Here is a 16,898-nt window from a genome sequence, read left to right on the forward strand (position 1 = left end):
GAACCTGTATCGAGCGCATCGGAATGGGTTCAGCAGACTGCGCGCAGTTCCGTGGCCGCCAGCGGCGCGTCGGAGGTGACCAGATAGCGCTGCAGGGTCGAGCGGTCGTCGAGCACCAGCCAGTCGGCGCTGCCGCCGAGTTCGCCCCGGCGGGCCTTGGTGGTGATCCCGAATCCGGCGCCGGGGGCGGCGGACGCGCCCTCGGCCTGCGACACCGGGATCGCACCGATCTTGCGCACCGCGGCCTCGGCGACCACCGACTCGATCCGGGGGTCGACAGCGAGGGCGATCCGGTCGCCGGCGTCGGCGCCACGGGTGAGCAGCAGCCGGGCCAGGCGGTTCGCCCAACGGTCCAGATCGGCGTCGGCGAGGTGACCGGCGACCGGCGCGCCGGAGCGGCTGCGCATCGGGATGACGTTGTCGGCGGGTGCGGTGACCAGGGTGCTCATCGTGTTCCCCTTCGAAGGCTTGACGGGTGTCTGTGGGTACACCTCTAATCTCGTCTTCGGGAGGGGGATCCGACAGCAACCCCAGCGTTGATGCACCGACTCCCAGGGGGATCGATTACCACCCCTGGGTGGGCGAACCCCGGCGGCGGCCTCGTGCACGCACCGCCGACCGCCGTGGGGCTCGCCTCAGCGGGCGTTTCCGCCGATGCTGAAATGCGCACCGGTGGGGTCGATCAGGCCGGCGAGGCGGCCGTAGGGGGTGTTCATCGGTTCGAAGGCGATGGTGCCGCCGAGGGCCACCGCGTGTTCGGCGGACTTGTCGACGTCGTCGGCGCCGAAATAGACCGTCCACGAGCCGGGTACGCCCTCGGCGAGGTGACCGTTGGCGTCGAGAACGCCGCCGCCCATGGGGGGAACGGTGTGGATGGTGGTGTAGCGGAAGTCCGCGGTGTCGGCGATCGTCAGGGTGTCGCGCCAGCCGAAGACGTCGCGGTAGAAGACCAGCGACTCGTCGTAGGCGCGGGTCATCAGCTCGAACCAGGACGGGACGCCGACGTGGTCGGTCCAGGTCCCGTCCGCGACGATGCCGACCGCGTCGAAGCCGGCGAAGGTGTCGGCCTGCCAGACGCCGACACCGATTCCGCCGACATCGGCCAGTACCGCCATCGCACCGAGATCGGCGATCGCCATCGGCTCGACGATCACATTGCCGCCCGCCGCGCTCGCCGCGGCTGTCGTGGCCAGCGCATCGGGGGAGTTCAGATAGACGGTCCAGCGGTCCGGATACGGGTCGCCGGGATCGTCGTGGCGGCCCATCGCACCCGCCACCGCCCGCCCGTCCTTGCGCAAGGTGGTGTAGCCGCCGAATTCCTCGCCGCCGCGTTCGGCGGTCCAGCCGAACAGCTCGCCGTAGAAGGCGATCGCGCGGTCGAGATCGGTCGTGTAGAGGTCGACCCAGGTGGGATCGCCGGGTTTCGGGCTGAACGACATGACTTCTCCTCGGCTGAAGGGGTAGCGCGTCAGAGACGCTGGCATGTTCGCGCGTCGGCATCGATCATGACGCGCCGACTGCCGAAAAGTCATCGCCGACAACCGTTGCACCCACGCGACCTGCGGAGGAAGATCGGGATCGCGAACTACGGCGCGCCGAATACGACACAGAGTAGGACCCGCGCGGAATGCTGCGGCAGCACGGTTTACGATTCACTCCAACGCATGTCTGCTGCTGTCCGTCATCGAGGCGCGGCCGGCTCTGCGAGTGACGTACAGGCATCTTCAGGAGGATCAGTGACTGCGGTAGAGCCCAGGCCAGTCCCTCAGTTGGAAGCGACTCGACCGTATCCGGCCCGGACCGGTCCGAAGGGCTCGTTCCTCTACAAGGCGGTCACCACCACCGACCCCAAGGTGCTCGGCACCATGTACCTGGTGACGGCGATCAGCTTCTTCATGATCGGCGGCCTCATGGCGCTGCTCATGCGTGGTGAGCTCGCACGTCCGGGTCTGCAGTTCCTCTCGCCCGAACAGTTCAACCAGCTGTTCACCATGCACGGCACGATCATGCTGCTGTTCTACGCGACGGCGATCGTGTTCGGCTTCGCCAACATCGTCCTGCCGCTGCAGATCGGCGCCCCCGACGTCGCCTTCCCGCGACTGAACGCGTTCAGCTACTGGCTGTACCTGTTCGGCGCCTCCATGGCGACCGCGGGCTTCGTGACCCCCGGCGGCGCGGCGGACTTCGGCTGGACGGCCTACGTGCCGCTCACCGACATCCTGCACTCGCCCGGTGTCGGCACCGACCTGTGGATCCTGGGTCTGGCCGTATCCGGTCTGGGCACCATCCTCGGTGGCGTCAACATGCTCACCACCGTGGTCTGCCTGCGCGCACCCGGTATGACCATGTTCCGCATGCCGATCTTCACCTGGAACATCGCGGTCACCTCCGTGCTGGTGCTGCTGGCGTTCCCGCTGCTCACCGCGGCGCTGTTCGGGCTTGCCTACGACCGCCACCTGGGTGGTCACATCTACGACCCGGCCACCGGCGGCATCCTGCTCTACCAGCACCTGTTCTGGTTCTTCGGCCACCCCGAGGTCTACATCATCGCGCTGCCGTTCTTCGGCATCGTGTCGGAGATCTTCCCGGTGTTCAGCCGTAAGCCGATCTTCGGTTACACCACGCTGGTCTACGCGACGCTGGGTATCGCGGCGCTGTCGATCGCGGTGTGGGCGCACCACATGTACGCCACCGGCGCGGTGCTGCTGCCGTACTTCTCCTTCATGACCTTCCTCATCGCGGTCCCGACCGGTGTGAAGTTCTTCAACTGGATCGGCACCATGTGGCGTGGTCAGCTGACGTTCGAGACACCGATGCTGTGGTCGATCGGCTTCCTGGTGACCTTCCTCTTCGGTGGTCTGTCGGGCGTCATCCTGGCCTCGCCGCCGCTGGACTTCCACGTCACCGACTCGTACTTCGTCGTCGCGCACTTCCACTACGTGCTCTTCGGCACCATCGTGTTCGCGACCTTCGCGGGTATCTACTTCTGGTTCCCGAAGATCACCGGTCGCATGATGGACGAGCGTCTGGGCAAGTGGCACTTCTGGACCACCTTCGTCGGCTTCCACACCACCTTCCTGGTCCAGCACTGGCTGGGCGCCGAGGGCATGCCGCGTCGCTACGCCGACTACCTGCCGTCCGACGGTTTCACCACGCTGAACACGATCTCCACGATCGGCGCGTTCATCCTGGGCTCGTCGATGCTGCCGTTCATCTGGAACGTCTTCAAGAGCTTCCGCTACGGCGAGGTCGTCACGGTCGACGACCCGTGGGGCTACGGCAACTCCCTCGAGTGGGCCACCACCTGCCCCCCGCCGCGCCACAACTTCTACGAGCTGCCGCGGATCCGGTCCGAGCGCCCCGCGTTCGAGCTGCACTACCCGCACATGGTCGAGCGCATGAAGGCCGAGGCGCATGTCGGCTGGGGCTCGGGTAAGCACAGCACGCACGTGTCCGAAGGCGCGCTCGCGAAGAAGTAGGACACCACCGAACGACAGGGTGTGCACCTGCTGGGTGACCAGCGGGTGCACACTCTTTTTGTGGGTAATCGAACGGAGCAGATCGACTTGGCCGACACCACAGTTCTCGTGACCGTCACCGGCCCCGACCGACCAGGCGTCACCTCGGTGCTGCTGGCGACGTTGTCCCGGCATCAGGTGAGCTTGCTGGACGTGGAGCAGGTGGTCATCAGGGGTCGACTCACCCTCGGGGTGCTGGTGTCGTGCCCCAACGACCCCGAGGCGTTGCAGGACGAGCTCGAAGAGGCGATGAACACCGTCGGCATGCAGGTCGACGTGTCGGTCGACGCGCAGATCGGCAAGCCGCCGATGTCCACGCACGCGGTCGTGGTGCTCGGCGCCCCGGTCACCGCGAAGGCATTCAGCGCCATCTCGCGCGAACTCGCCACCGGTGGCGCCAATATCGACTCCATCCGTGGCATCGCCGACTACCCGGTGACCGGGATGGAACTGATGGTCACCGCGACCGACACCAGCGACGAAGGCGACGCGCGGCTGCGCACCGCACTGGCCGAGGTGGCCGTCGCCGAACAGGTCGACATCGCGGTGGAACGGGCCGGGCTGGCCCGCCGGGCCAAGCGCCTGATCGTGTTCGACGTCGACTCCACCCTGATCACGGGCGAAGTGATCGAGATGCTGGCCGCGCACGCCGGCGTCGAAGACCAGGTCCGCGAGGTCACCGAGGCCGCGATGCGCGGCGAGCTCGACTTCGCCGAATCGCTGCGGCAGCGCGTGGCCACCCTCGAGGGCCTCGACGAGTCGGTGATCGAGGAGGTCGCCGACCGGATCGAGCTCACCCCGGGCGCGCGCACCACGATTCGCACCCTGCGCAGGCTCGGCTTCCGCTGCGGTGTGGTCTCCGGTGGGTTCCGGCAGGTGATCGAGCCGCTCGCACACGAGCTGGAGCTCGATTTCGTGCAGGCCAACACCCTGGAGATCATCGACGGCAAGCTCACCGGGCGGGTCGTCGGCGAGATCGTCGACCGGGCGTTCAAGGCGACCGCGCTGCGCAAGTTCGCGGCCGAGGCGGGGGTGCCGATGGAGCAGACCGTCGCGGTCGGTGACGGCGCCAACGACATCGACATGCTCAACGCGGCCGGGCTCGGCGTGGCGTTCAACGCCAAGCCCGCGCTGCGCGAGGTGGCCGACACGGCGCTGTCGCACCCCTACCTGGACGCGGTGCTGTTCATCCTCGGCGTCACGCGCGACGAGGTGGAGGCGGCCGACGCGCGTGACGGTGGCGTACGACGGGTTCCGCTGCTCGGCCGGTAGCGTCACGCGGAATCGCGACCTCACCGACGTAGAGTGACCGCACAGGCACGTCGTCACCGCTCGTCACCGGGAGGTTGTTGTGCGCAGGTCATTTCTCGTCCTGGTCGCCCTGGCGGGGCTCGGCGGATCGACCGCCGGATGCGGTGGCGACAAGACCGAACCGTATGACGTCACCCTCCAGCCGACAGCCGTTGCGCAGTCCGCGGCTGATCCGCTGACGATCGAGCTGTTCGCCAACGGCAGCACGGTGGTGGCCACGGTGGGCCAGCGCCTGCTGGTACGTCTGCCGCGGGATCCCGCGTCGATCGGCGAGTGGGGGATGGTCAACGCCGAGAAGGGCATCCTGATCGCCGACGGTGGGCCGACCAGCGAGGGCAACGCCACGGTGTGGCCGTTCCGGGCGATCGAGCGGGGGGTGACCTCGCTGCAGTTCACCTACGGGCCGGCCAGCGAACCATCGATCGGCCCCGAGCCGACCTTCATGGTGGATGTCCGGGTGAGCTGAGCCGGGTCGGCGCGCGGCCACGCTCGCCTCCGGGAAAGGCCCGGGAAGGCCACGCGCCCGCGCTATTAGGCTGGCGGGCGGACTGGTGTCGATCGAACGGGTGTTGTGGCATGGGTAGTGGGTTGGAAACCGAGGAGCAGGCCGAGGCCCCGGTCCGCGACGAGGCGGCCGAATTCGCCGCTCGGCACGCGGAATTGGCGCAGGGCTACGGCGGCGGCGGCGACCCCGGCGACCCGGCGATGGTGCAGGCGATGCAGATGGTGCTGCACATCCCCAAGGCTGACCCGCCCGCCCGCAGCGCACTGCTGGCAGCGGCCGCCGCCGCGGCGGTCGCGGTGTGCCTCGACCCGCGTTCGGGGCCCGGCGGGGAGTGGGAGCCGCGGTACCTCGCGTGGAAGCGGTCGCGGATCAGGAAGGTCGCCCGGCGGGCGCGTGGTGCGCAGTGGGTGGCCGCGGGAGACGTCGACGGGGTGACGATCGAGGTCGACGGCGCGCAGGCCCGTGCGTTCGTTCCCGGCCCGGTCGGGGAGATCGATCAGCGCATCCGCAAACTCCAGATCGGCGGTACCGATCTCGACCACGACGAGCCGGGCCCGGCGGATCCGGCATCGCCGGTGCTGTGGGTGAACGCGGCGCTGGAGATGTCGGTGGGCAAGGCAGCGGCGCAGGTCGGGCACGCGAGCATGCTGCTGGCGGGTGCGTTGCCCGTGGACGCGGCGGCCGCGTGGGCGGCCCGCGGATTCCGCTGCGCGGTGCGCGACGCCGGCGAACAGCAGTGGGCGGGGTTGGTGGACGAGGTGGCGGCGGGTCGTGCGGTGGCTGTGCGCGACGCCGGTTTCACCGAGGTGGCGCCCGGTTCGATGACGGTGATCGCAGTGCCGCCACGGGAGTGATCGCCGCGACACGCGCGACGCGAATCCGGCGGTTGGGTTGCGGTTTTCGCGACTCGCCGCGATAACGCGGTGTGGCGGCAGCGCCTCGCGGGTATACGTAACCGACAGCCGTGCACGTCGAGGTACAGGGAGGTTCCGCGATGATGACGACGATTGTGGTGATCCTGATCGTCTGGGTTGTGCTGTCGGTGCCGGTCTCCTTCGTCGCCGCGCGGATGTTACGCAGCGAGGTTCGCAGCACGGGTGACCCGTCGACGACCAGGATCGACGAATCTCGCACGGGCCGGTCGCTGCGCTGAGAGCCCGCGTGGGCCAAGATGGAGCGCGTGTCGCAACCCGATCCCGATCTGCTCATCGACTTCTCCGATGTGACCATCCGTCGCTCGGGCCGAACCCTCGTCGGCCCGGTCTCCTGGCAAGTAGAGCTCGACGAACGCTGGGTGGTGCTCGGCCCGAACGGCGCGGGCAAGACCTCGCTGCTGAGAATGGCCGCCGCCGAACTCCATCCGACCTCCGGTCACGCGAATCTGTTGGGGGAGACGCTCGGTCGCGTCGACGTCAGCGAATTGCGGCCACGTATCGGACTGTCCTCGGCGGCGGTGGCCAGCCGCATCCCGGTGGACGAGAAGGTCAGTGACCTGGTGGTCTCGGCCGGCTACGCGGTGCTCGGCCGCTGGCGCGAGCGCTACGAGGACATCGACACCGAACGCGCGGTCGACATGCTGGAAACCCTCGGCGCCGAGCACCTTTCCGACCGTACCTACGGCACCCTGTCCGAAGGCGAACGCAAGCGGGTGCTCATCGCGCGCGCCCTGATGACCGATCCGGAACTGCTGCTGCTCGACGAACCGGCCGCGGGCCTCGACCTGGGCGGGCGGGAGGAACTCGTCGAACGTCTCGGCGATCTCGCCGCCGACCCCGACGCGCCCGCGATGGTGCTGGTGACCCATCACGTCGAGGAGATCCCGCCCGGCTTCACTCACGCGCTGCTGCTCAAGGAGGGGGAGGTGGTCGGCCAAGGTCTCCTGGGCGATGTACTCACCGCCGAGAATCTGAGCAACGCCTTCAGCCAGTCGATCGCGCTCGACCGGGTCGACGGGCGGTGGTTCGCGCGGCGGGCTCGTCGTTCGGGCGGGCACCGGCGCCGCAACTGAGCGCCGGCTCGCCGCGCTGACTCGCGGGCGCCGATTACGCGCACCGGCGCCCAGGCTGACCTGGCTGGGCGTCCGGTCGCCGGGAATCCCGGCTCACGGTCGACCAAGCGGGCGTTAGGGTGCTGAGAGGGCTGCGCTCGAAGGAGACAGCCGGTCCGGTCGGCAGATCGGTGGTCGCCGGGCGTGTGGCTCGGTGGTGGAGAGGAACGATATGAGTGAGTCCGGGGTCTCCGTGCGGGACGCGTCGACCGTGATGCTGGTGCGCGACGGCGAGGCGGGTATCGAGGTGTTCCTGCAGCGTCGGGTCAAGGCGATGGCGTTCGCGGCCGGGGTGACAGTGTTCCCCGGCGGTGGCGTCGACGCCGCCGACGGCACGGCCGACATCGCCTGGACCGGCCCCGAACCCGCTTGGTGGGCCGAGCGTTTCGCCACCGACGAACAGACCGCGCAGGCGCTCGTCGCCGCGGCCGTGCGGGAAACGTTCGAGGAATGCGGCGTGCTGCTGGCCGGACCGACCGCGGATTCGGTCGTCGACGACTCGGCGCGCTATCGCGCGGCCCGCGGCAAGCTCGAGCGCCGCGAATTGTCGCTCGCCGATTTCCTCGCGGCCGAGGGCCTGGTGTTACGCGCCGACCTGCTCCGCCCGTGGTCGAACTGGATCACGCCGGAGGCCGAACCCCGCCGCTATGACACCCGTTTCTTCGTCGCGGTGCTCCCGCAGGGCCAGATCGCCGACGGTGCCACCTCCGAGGCCGCTCAGGTGGCCTGGCGGACACCGCAGGACGCCCTGGCGAGCTGGCGGGCAGGCGAACACGTGCTGATGCCACCGACGTGGTCGCAGCTCGACGCCCTGTGCGGGTTCGCCGACACCGCGGCCGCGCTGGCCGCCGACCGCGTCGTCGAGCCGATCATGCCGAAGTACTCGCCGGGGGCGGGCGGGCGTCCGCTGTCGGACTTCCCCGACAACGAACGGTATTTCGACGAGCTGCCGCAATTGGGTGCACTCGGCGGCCGGTAGGTTGCTCCCATGGCCGAATTCGTGACCCTCGAGCTGCCCGCCGAGCCGACCACCCGTGGCGTCGCGCTGTTGCGCATCGATCGTCCGCCGCTGAACCTTGTCGATGCCCAGCTGGCCCGTGAGGTGGCGGCCGCGGCGGCCGCGGTGGCCGAGCATCCCGGGGTCTCGGCCCTGATCGTCTACGGCGACGAGCGGGTGTTCAGCGCGGGCGACGAGATGGCGGAGCTGGCCGAACTCGACGCCGGACAGGCCGCCGCCATGGCCGCCGATCTCCAGGCCGCACTCGGCTGCCTCTCGCGGGTTCCGCAGCCGACGGTCGCCGCGATCACCGGCTACTGCCTCGGCGCCGGCCTCGAACTCGCGCTGGGCGCCGACCACCGGATCGTCGGCGACAACGTGAAACTCGGTCTGCCGCAGATCAAAGCGGGCCTGATTCCCCTGTCCGGCATCCGAAGGCTCTCGCTGCTGATCGGCGCGAGCCGGGCCAAGGATCTCGTCTACACCGGTCGTTTCGTCGGCGCCGAAGAAGCCGAGAAGCTCGGCTTGGTCGATGAGGTCGTCGCGCCCGACGATGTCCTCACCGCAGCGCGCGCGTGGGCCGCTCAGTTCGTCACCGCCGCACCCCGCGCCCTCGCCGCGGCCAAGGCGGTTTTCGAGTCCGGGCCGCACGGTCACGCCACCGCTGTCACCGAATGGTCGGCCCTGTTCGACACCGACGACGCCCGCACCGGCACCCGTACCTTCGCCGCGGAAGGACCGAACGCCGCGACCTTCACAGGTCACTAGCAACACCGCCGGAACCTGGGTTAACTTCGTGCGGGCCGGTGTTGCGAGAACCCGGGTAACCTCCCAGCCATCCCGCGCTGGGGCGGTGCGAACCGGCTGTCCGGTCCGATGGCGGCTCGCGCTCGCGGGAGCCCGGCGGCCGGTCGTGGGTGCAGGAAAGAGCAGTCTCTTGTCCCAGCAGCGGCGTGCCCGGGCGCACATATTAGGCTGGCCTGCATGACGGTCCATCCCGACGACCCGGCGCCGAACCCCCACGCCACCGCGGCCCAGGTCGAAGCAGCGCGCAAAGACACCAAACTCGCCCAGGTCCTGTACCACGACTGGGAAGCGGAGACCTACGACGACAAGTGGTCGATCTCCTATGACGAACGCTGTATCGCGTATGCGCGCGGCCGGTTCGACCTCGCCGTCGGCCCCGCTCCGCTGCCGTACGAGCGTGCGCTCGAGCTGGGCTGTGGCACCGGATTCTTCCTGCTCAACCTGATGCAGGGTGGCGTCGCCAAGTCCGGTTCGGTCACCGACCTCTCGCCCGGCATGGTGAAGGTCGCGCTGCGCAACGCCGAGCATCTCGGCCTCGATGTCGACGGGCGCGTCGCCGACGCCGAGACCATCCCGTACGACGACGACACCTTCGACCTGGTGTGTGGCCACGCCGTGCTGCACCACATCCCCGACGTGGAATTGGCGCTCAAGGAGTGCCTGCGCGTGCTCAAGCCGGGCGGGCGCTTCGTGTTCGCCGGTGAGCCCACCACCATCGGCAACATCTACGCCCGTCGCCTCGGCCAGGCCACCTGGAAGGTGACCACTGAGATCACCAAGCTGCCGTTCCTGTCGGGCTGGCGTCGTCCGCAGACCGAACTGGACGAATCGTCGCGCGCCGCCGCGCTCGAGGCCGTCGTCGACCTGCACACCTTCGACCCGAGCGATCTCGAGAAGATGGCGAAGTCGGCCGGTGCCGTCGATGTGAAGGCCACCACCGAGGAACTCGCCGCCGCCCTGTGGGGCTGGCCGGTGCGCACCTTCGAGGCCGCAGTCCCCGACGAGAAGCTGACCATGCCCTACCGCCTGGCGCAGTACCGCGCGTGGCTGGGTCTGAGCTGGCTGGACGAGAACGTGCTGCGCAAGGTCGTGCCGCGCGAGTTCTTCTACAACGCGATGATCACCGGCGTGAAGCCGGGCGCGGCGCAGAAGTAGGTGGGCTATCGCTTCGGCCGCGACGATGTCGCCTATCTCGGCAGCGCGGCAGGCCGTGCCGCGCTCGCCGAGGTCGACCGGCTGGAGCTGACGACCGCGACGCACCTGCGCGATATCGAGCAGGTGCGTCGTTCGCACGGTGCACTCGCGCCCGCCTTGATCGAGACGGTGCGGTTGCGTCGTAAGGCCGTGGTGAAGCTGCCCACGGCAGGGGAATGGCTGTTCACCGACGACGCGCTGCAACAGGCGACGCCCGCGCTCGTCGCCCGGCATCGGGCGACCCGCCTGGCCGGCCGCGCGGTGCACGACGTGACCTGCTCGATCGGCGCGGAACTGTCCGAGCTGGCCGCGGCTTGTCCGGCGGTGGTCGGTAGCGATCTCGACGATGTCCGCCTGGCCATGGCCGCCCACAATCTCGGGGTGGGGCCGGTATCGGCGGTGGATCGCGGCCCGGCGATCAGTGCGGATGCCGCCCCGGCAGCGGCTGGTAGCCGAAACATCGTGTTGGCCAAGGCCGATGCTCTCGTGCCGACCACGCGCGATACCGTGATCATCGCTGATCCGGCTCGTCGGGCCGACGGCCGTCGCACCTACGATCCCGCGAAACTCCAACCCCCACTTCCGGATCTGCTCACCGCCTACGCGGGCCGCGATATCGCCGTGAAGTCCGCACCCGGGCTGGATTTCGACCGCCTCGGCTGGGACGGCGAGGTGGAGATCGTCTCCCTCGACGGCGCCGTCCGCGAAGCCTGCCTCTGGTCGCCCGGCCTCACCGAACCCGGCGTCACCCGCCGCGCCACCGTCCTGAATTCCCACGGCAGCGCGACCACGCTCACCGACGCCGCCTCCGACGACATCCCCGACCGCGCCCCCGGCGACTGGATCATCGACCCCGACGGCGCCGTCGTCCGCGCGGGCCTGGTCCGTCACTACGCCGCGAAACACGGCCTCTGGCAACTGGACCCACAGATCGCCTACCTCACCGGCGACACGGTCCCCGCGGGCATGCGGGGCTTCCGCATCGAGGACCGTTTCGAACTCCGCGAGAAGACCCTGCGCCAGGAATTGAACCGCCGTGACTGCGGCTCCCTGGAAATCCTCATCCGCGGCGTCGACGTCGACCCCGATGGACTTCGCAAGAAGCTCAAGCAGCGAGGCTCGACGCCGTACACCCTGGTGATCACCCGCATCGGCCGCGCCGGTGTCGTCTTCCTCTGCCGAGCGGTCGCTCCCACCCGCTGACAACGCACCTATAGCCGGCCGCACCTGGTCACAAGTCAGGCTTCCATCTTCTTCACCACGCGCTGCACCGTGAGCCAGGTGCGGGTGGTGATGTCCTTGCCGTAGATCTTCTCCAGGCGGGCCATGAAGTCAGGGGTTGCGCCGGTGCTGTTGTCGATGACGGTGAGGAAGGCGCGGGCCTTGCGGTCGTAGCCGATGACGCGGGTGAGGGGGTCGTCGTCGAAGGTCTTGGTGTCGGCCTCGCGCATCTTCGTCTTGAAGAAGGTGACGGTGAGATAGGAGCCGCGTTCGTGGGGGAGACCTTCGAAGGGGTCGCGGTCGAGGAGCGTGCGCAGTTCGGGACGGCTGCGGATGATGGTGCCGCCCGGGATGCCGAGTTCGGCGTTGAGTGCCTGCTGGATGCGATCTTCCAGGTCGGCGGGGTCGTCCGCGGTGCGGAAGACGACATTGCCGCTCGTGAGTACCGACGCGACCTTCTCGAAGCCCAGCCTCTCGAACACCCCGCGCAACTTCTCGTTGCGCATGTTCGGGTTGGTCGGCATGATCCCCCGCAGCAGCGCCGCATAGCTCTCCACGTCGCTGACCGTACCGACCCTCACCGACAGAAACCATCGCATCCGGCGGCCGTGTCAGCGAAGCACCCCGGAGTCAGGACTGAGCGGCGGCGTTCTTCTTGCGTTCGATGTCGGCCAGCGCCGCCATGTAGACCTCGCGCTCCTCGGCACTGGCATCCCAGGCGACCTTGCGGTTCTTCACGACCTTGGCGGGAGCGCCGACTGCGATGCTGTAGTCGGGGACATCGCCACGCACCACCGCGTGCGCGCCCAGCACGCAACCGCGGCCGACCCGGGTGTCACGCAGGACGGTCACCTTGGCCGCGATCCAGGTGTCGGGGCCGATCCGCACGGGACTCTTCACGATGCCCTGATCCTTGATGGGCATGTTGATGTCGTCCATGCGGTGGTCGAAGTCGCAGATGTAGCACCAGTCGGCGACCAGGGTCGACTCACCGATCTCGATGTCGAGGTAGGTGTTGACGACGTTGTCCTTGCCGAACACCACCTTGTCGCCGATCCGCAGCGAGCCCTCGTGGCAGCGCAGGGCGTTGCCGTCGCCGATGTGCACCCAGCGGCCGATCTCCATGCGCGCGAGTTCCGGGGTCGCGTGGATTTCCACATTGCGGCCGAGGAACACCATTCCGCGCAGCACGATATGCGGGTTGGCCAGGCGGAACTTGGCCAACCGGTAGTAACGCACCAGGTACCAGGGGGTGTAGGCGCGGTTGGCGAGCACCCAGCGCAGCGAATCCCTGGTCAGAAATCGGGCCTGCTGCGGATCGCGGCGGCGTGATCCACGCCAGCGCGCGCTCAGCGGCGCGCCCCACATGCTCGTCACGAACTACTCTCCCGTCATGATCGCACCGGGCCTGCCCCGGGGATTCGGTCGTCGGGTACACAGAGTACTTTCGCAGGGCACACTTACCGTGCCATACCCCGATCAACGGCGCGAGCAGATAGGGCGTTCGGATGTCGAGCTGCAGCAACGGTGTATCGACGGCATGTTGACCGGTCGACGGTACCGCCTCGAACTCACTGCTGAGCAGCAAGTTTGCGCTGAGCGGTTCGCTGCGGTGTGCCGGGCTGTGTGGAATACCGGTTTGGAGCAGCGGCGCGATTACCGGCGCCGCGATGGTTGGATCGACTACCACCGGCAAGCGGGCGAGCTCGCGTCGGCGAAGGCCGACCACACGTGGTTGAAAGCCGCGCCGGGGCATTGCTTGCAGCAGACCCTGATGGATCTGGATAAGGCGTGTCGCGAGCACGGGACATGGAAAGTGCGGTTTCGTTCGGCGCGACGGTGGGTTCCATCGTTCCGGTTCCCGGAGGGCGGCAAGATGGTCGTCGAACGGCTGAACAAGCGGTGGGGTCGGGTGAAGCTGCCCAAACTCGGGTGGGTGCGGTTCCGGATGTCACGGGCAGTAGGTGGAAAGGTCCGTAACGCGACGGTGTCGCGGGATGGTGGCAGATGGATGGTGTCGTTCATCGTTGAGGATGGACTGGTGACCCCACAGCAGCATTCTGCACCTGATTCCGCAGTGGGCGTGGATCGTGGCGTGAAGGTCGCCGTGGCGTGTTCCGACGGCGTCATGGTCGACCGGGTATTCGCCACAGCTGGGGAAACGAAACGCTACCGGCGGTTACAGCAGCAGTTGGCGCGGCAAAAGAAGGGCTCCGCCAACCGGAGCAAGACCCTGTCACGGATGCGTAGCATCCGTGCGCGGGAGCGGGATCGCCGTACCGACTTCTGTGAACAGACTGCGCATCGACTCACGACAGCGAATTCGCTGGTGGCAGTGGAGGACTTGAAAATCACGAACATGACCCGCAGTGCGCGAGGCACGGCGGTAGTTCCGGGTGTGAATGTGCGGCAGAAGGCTGGTCTGAACAGGGCGATCCTTGCGAAAGGGTGGCGTCGGTTGCAGCTTGCGCTGGCCGGCCAAGCTCGATACACGGGCACACGGATCGTGGTGGTACCCGCAGCTTTCACGTCGCAAATGTGTTCGGCATGTGGAGTAGTGGATCCGGAATCGCGCAAGAGCCAAGCGCTGTTCCGGTGTGCCCATTGCGGTCACACCCTGAACGCGGATGTGAATGCCGCACGAAATATTCTGGCCGCAGGGCGTGCGGTCACAGCTTGTGGAGACCTCAGCGCTAGTCGGTCTATGAAGCAGGAATCCAAGGCGGACATCCCGCGAGGGACTACCGCTCCAACTGCCGCTTGAAAGCGGTTGGAATCCCCGGTGCCATCCGCGGGAGGACGTCAATACACAGGGAGATCAGCAGTGCGAACTCGGACTCGCGTCGTTGCCTCGCTCGCTGCCGCCGGTGTGGTGGCGCTGGCCGGGTGCGGCACGGATGTGGACGACATCACGGTCGGCGCCGGAAAAGGCTGGCCGGCAACGCATCACGATGGCAGCAACGCGAGCGGCAGCCCGGTGCGGGGTGCGGACTCGATGTCGCTGAGCTGGTCACGTCCGGTGGGCGGCCCGATCGCCCAGCCGTTGACGATCGGCGCCGAGGGCCAGATGTTCGTCACCACGAGCACCGGCAACTGTGCGATCTTCTCCTTTCAGATGCTCACCGGCCGCAAACGCTTCTGCAACCCGCTCGGCCCGTCGACGATCGAAGCGCCGACCGTGCTCGACGGAGTCAGCAATGTGTACGTCGGTGACGACGGCGCGGTGAATTCGTTCAACTACCTCGGGCAGCCGCGGTGGCGCACCCCGGTGGCGGGCGTGCCGGTGGCGATCCAGTTCACCGGCGACGGCAACGTGCTGACGGTGACGCAGTCCGGTCAGGTCGACGTGCTGAGCCGGCAGACCGGCGGTCGGGTGGTACCGACCCTGCAGCTGCTCGGTGAACCCGACTTCCTGAAGTACCCCGGTCTCACCCGTCCCGCGTCCGGCGACGGGCTCGACGACTGCCAGACGGGTGGTCCCCGCTGCGCCGTCGCCAACACCACCGCCGTCGACCCGTCGACCGGCCGCTTCTTCGTCACCGTCTGGGAGCCGGGCAAGCAGGCCGCCGCTCTGCGCGCGATGCGCTACGCCGACGGCGCCGTGACCCAGGAGTGGAGCGCCGAAGTCCTCACCGGCGGCAGCGCGACCAGCCCCTCCCTCTCCGCCGACGGCGACACCGTCTACATCGGCGACAACAGCAAGCGCCTGATCGCCCTGAACACCACCGACGGCGCCACCCGCTGGACCCAGCCGTTGCCGTGGGCGCCGCAGGGCGGCATTTCCGTGGCGGGCGACCTGATCATCCCGGCGGGCGACGACGGTTACCTGACCGCGCTGCGCGACAAGGACGACAAGGCCGAGATCGTCTGGGAACGCAAGGATCTCGCCCTGCGCGGCACCCCGGCACACACCGCGGGCGATATCGGCTACACCGTCGCCGCCATCGGCGCGGGCCTGAGTCTCATCACCTTCGACACCACCACCGGCAACACCATCGACTCCGACCCACTGCCGGCCGCCACCGGCACCACCACGGGCACCTCCATCGGTCCGGAAGGTGAAGTCGTCGTCGCCACCCGCCTCGGTGAGATCTTCGCCTTCACCCCGGACGCCTGAGTACCCGCGGGCTTCTTCCGCCGCGCACGGACGAGGTACGCCTGAATCGCCTCAGTACGGGTTGGCTCGGTCCAGCCAGCGCGCGTCGAGTTCCGTCGCGCGCTGCCGGGTGAAGGAGATGCGCGCCGGATCGCCGTCGGCGGTATAGCGCTGGTCCGGGTTCGCGGCGAGCCAGTCGAGCCAATAGGCCGAATCGAACGGGACCGCACCCCGGCCCGATCGGATGCGCGGCACCCCGCCGGGGTCGACCGCGCCGTAGGGGGCGGGGGCGGGGTTGGAGCCCACCAGCATCACGGCGTCGAAGCGGTAGGAGGTGCCGTCCCAGTGGCCTGCCGTGGCCAGTGCGTGATCGCGGGGATGGACGCCGAGCGGTAGCGCCATGGTGCGCACGGCCGCTCCGGGCGCCGCCGTGGTCACCGCGCGCACGTTCTGCACCAGTTCGCGTTGCACGCCGTCGGCGTCCAGGCTCGCGAGGTTGGCGTGATCGGCTGTGTGCGCGCCTATTTCGTGGCCGTTCGCGACCAGCCACGGCAGCGCGCGCGGGTCTGCCCCGAAGGGCTCGTTGTTCACGTAGAAGGTGGCCACCGGGCGGAAGTCGGGGTAACGGGCCCCGAACTCGGCGAGAATGCCCGCGGCACTGTCCGGTGCCACCGCGCCGGTGTCGGTGAAGCCGAGTTGGCTGCCGGTGGAATCGTCGAAGGTGAGTACCACCGGGTGGGTACCGGCGGGCAGGTCGAGGTCGCCGGAGATGTATCGCGCGGCGGTGACCGGGCGGTAGTTCTCGCGGTACAGCCGTTCGAGTTCGTCCCGGAATTCCGCCGGGGTCTGGTCGTATTCGCCTGCCGGATTCGGGGTGATCTGGTGATACATCAGGACCGGGACGAATCCCAGTTCGTTGGCGGCGATCTCGGCGGGATTCGGCGGTGCCGGTTTCGCCGTCGTCACCGGCACCGTCGTGTGCGCCGGAACCGCGGCATTGTTCACTGCGGTACAGGCTGTGAGTGCGGCCGCCAGCGCTGCCGCCGACACGAGCCGAAACATTGTGTTCGAACCGCCCATCATCAATGCGATATTACGCCGCGGCGACGGATTACAGTCGATCTATCGATACCGAGTACGCCGCGTCGGAACTGCGAAATAGTTGGCGTGTCAATGGTTTTGAAAGGCGGTGTTGACGGTGG

17 protein-coding genes are annotated in these 16,898 nt (G+C 68.3%); 12 read left to right on the forward strand and 5 right to left on the reverse strand.

Annotation, left to right across the window (positions count from 1 at the left end; all coding sequences use genetic code 11):
• Positions 1-29: 29 nt before the first annotated feature.
• A complete protein-coding gene (locus ACWFRF_RS17205; RefSeq protein WP_452450839.1) occupies positions 30-449 on the reverse strand; it encodes an AMP-binding protein in 420 nt (139 codons plus the stop codon).
• Positions 450-635: 186 nt separating this feature from the next.
• The gene (locus ACWFRF_RS17210) at positions 636-1,439 is read right to left on the reverse strand and encodes a VOC family protein (protein WP_379312007.1); all 804 of its coding nucleotides are present in this window, start codon (positions 1,437-1,439) and stop codon (positions 636-638) included.
• A 297-nt stretch (positions 1,440-1,736) separates the two neighbouring features.
• On the opposite strand from ACWFRF_RS17210, the gene ctaD reads away from it, so the two are divergent.
• From ctaD to ACWFRF_RS17260, 10 genes are all read left to right on the forward strand, one after another.
• The gene (gene ctaD, locus ACWFRF_RS17215) at positions 1,737-3,479 is read left to right on the forward strand and encodes an aa3-type cytochrome oxidase subunit I (RefSeq protein WP_379312006.1); all 1,743 of its coding nucleotides are present in this window, start codon (positions 1,737-1,739) and stop codon (positions 3,477-3,479) included.
• 81 nt (positions 3,480-3,560) lie between these two features.
• Positions 3,561-4,790, forward strand: a complete 1,230-nt coding sequence (serB, locus tag ACWFRF_RS17220) for a phosphoserine phosphatase SerB (protein WP_378991635.1) — start codon at positions 3,561-3,563, stop codon at positions 4,788-4,790.
• Between the two features lie 79 nt (positions 4,791-4,869).
• Positions 4,870-5,295: a hypothetical protein gene (locus tag ACWFRF_RS17225; RefSeq protein ID WP_452450841.1), complete on the forward strand. Its 426-nt coding sequence runs from the start codon at positions 4,870-4,872 to the stop codon at positions 5,293-5,295.
• A gap of 110 nt (positions 5,296-5,405) precedes the next feature.
• Positions 5,406-6,188: a peptidyl-tRNA hydrolase gene (locus tag ACWFRF_RS17230; protein WP_452450843.1), complete on the forward strand. Its 783-nt coding sequence runs from the start codon at positions 5,406-5,408 to the stop codon at positions 6,186-6,188.
• Between the two features lie 140 nt (positions 6,189-6,328).
• Positions 6,329-6,487 (forward strand): hypothetical protein, encoded by a 159-nt coding sequence (locus tag ACWFRF_RS17235; protein WP_378991535.1) that lies wholly within the window; start codon positions 6,329-6,331, stop codon positions 6,485-6,487.
• A gap of 18 nt (positions 6,488-6,505) precedes the next feature.
• Complete coding sequence (locus tag ACWFRF_RS17240) at positions 6,506-7,342, forward strand: ABC transporter ATP-binding protein (protein ID WP_379312003.1); 837 nt, start codon at positions 6,506-6,508, stop codon at positions 7,340-7,342.
• A 211-nt stretch (positions 7,343-7,553) separates the two neighbouring features.
• Entirely contained in the window at positions 7,554-8,360 is an 807-nt protein-coding gene (locus ACWFRF_RS17245) for an NUDIX hydrolase (protein WP_378991538.1), read from the forward strand.
• A 9-nt stretch (positions 8,361-8,369) separates the two neighbouring features.
• Entirely contained in the window at positions 8,370-9,146 is a 777-nt protein-coding gene (locus ACWFRF_RS17250) for an enoyl-CoA hydratase-related protein (RefSeq protein WP_452450846.1), read from the forward strand.
• Between the two features lie 216 nt (positions 9,147-9,362).
• Entirely contained in the window at positions 9,363-10,340 is a 978-nt protein-coding gene (locus tag ACWFRF_RS17255; RefSeq protein ID WP_101466273.1) for a class I SAM-dependent methyltransferase, read from the forward strand.
• Positions 10,341-11,582, forward strand: coding sequence for a THUMP-like domain-containing protein (locus ACWFRF_RS17260; RefSeq protein ID WP_452450848.1), 1,242 nt, complete (start codon positions 10,341-10,343; stop codon positions 11,580-11,582). It abuts the gene before it with no gap.
• Between the two features lie 35 nt (positions 11,583-11,617).
• Here the strand turns inward: ACWFRF_RS17260 and ACWFRF_RS17265 are convergent, their stop codons facing one another.
• Complete coding sequence (locus ACWFRF_RS17265; protein ID WP_452450850.1) at positions 11,618-12,157, reverse strand: DUF1697 domain-containing protein; 540 nt, start codon at positions 12,155-12,157, stop codon at positions 11,618-11,620.
• A gap of 73 nt (positions 12,158-12,230) precedes the next feature.
• On the reverse strand, positions 12,231-12,977 hold the full coding sequence (locus ACWFRF_RS17270) for an acyltransferase (RefSeq protein ID WP_379314147.1): 747 nt from the start codon (positions 12,975-12,977) through the stop codon (positions 12,231-12,233).
• Between the two features lie 16 nt (positions 12,978-12,993).
• Here ACWFRF_RS17270 and ACWFRF_RS17275 point away from each other — a divergent pair, with 16 nt between their 5' ends.
• A complete protein-coding gene (locus ACWFRF_RS17275; RefSeq protein WP_452450852.1) occupies positions 12,994-14,364 on the forward strand; it encodes an RNA-guided endonuclease InsQ/TnpB family protein in 1,371 nt (456 codons plus the stop codon).
• Between the two features lie 60 nt (positions 14,365-14,424).
• Positions 14,425-15,717 carry an outer membrane protein assembly factor BamB family protein gene (locus ACWFRF_RS17280; protein ID WP_387447212.1) on the forward strand — a complete coding sequence of 431 codons (1,293 nt, stop codon included), beginning with the start codon at positions 14,425-14,427 and terminating at the stop codon, positions 15,715-15,717.
• A 51-nt stretch (positions 15,718-15,768) separates the two neighbouring features.
• Here ACWFRF_RS17280 and ACWFRF_RS17285 read toward each other — a convergent pair whose 3' ends face one another.
• The gene (locus tag ACWFRF_RS17285) at positions 15,769-16,701 is read right to left on the reverse strand and encodes a polysaccharide deacetylase family protein (RefSeq protein WP_452450854.1); all 933 of its coding nucleotides are present in this window, start codon (positions 16,699-16,701) and stop codon (positions 15,769-15,771) included.
• Between the last annotated feature and the right edge of the window lie 197 nt (positions 16,702-16,898).

The organism is Nocardia sp. NPDC055165, assembly GCF_053606985.1.

Excerpts from the sequence above, each read along its gene's own strand:
- ACWFRF_RS17205 (WP_452450839.1), bottom strand. The coding sequence starts at position 449 with ATGAGCACCCTGGTCACCGCACCCGCCGACAACGTCATCCCGATGCGC.
- ACWFRF_RS17210 (WP_379312007.1), bottom strand. The coding sequence starts at position 1,439 with ATGTCGTTCAGCCCGAAACCCGGCGATCCCACCTGGGTCGACCTCTAC.
- ACWFRF_RS17230 (WP_452450843.1), top strand. The coding sequence starts at position 5,406 with ATGGGTAGTGGGTTGGAAACCGAGGAGCAGGCCGAGGCCCCGGTCCGC.
- ACWFRF_RS17235 (WP_378991535.1), top strand. The coding sequence starts at position 6,329 with ATGATGACGACGATTGTGGTGATCCTGATCGTCTGGGTTGTGCTGTCG.
- ACWFRF_RS17240 (WP_379312003.1), top strand. The coding sequence starts at position 6,506 with ATGGAGCGCGTGTCGCAACCCGATCCCGATCTGCTCATCGACTTCTCC.
- ACWFRF_RS17245 (WP_378991538.1), top strand. The coding sequence starts at position 7,554 with ATGAGTGAGTCCGGGGTCTCCGTGCGGGACGCGTCGACCGTGATGCTG.
- ACWFRF_RS17250 (WP_452450846.1), top strand. The coding sequence starts at position 8,370 with ATGGCCGAATTCGTGACCCTCGAGCTGCCCGCCGAGCCGACCACCCGT.
- ACWFRF_RS17255 (WP_101466273.1), top strand. The coding sequence starts at position 9,363 with ATGACGGTCCATCCCGACGACCCGGCGCCGAACCCCCACGCCACCGCG.
- ACWFRF_RS17275 (WP_452450852.1), top strand. The coding sequence starts at position 12,994 with ATGATCGCACCGGGCCTGCCCCGGGGATTCGGTCGTCGGGTACACAGA.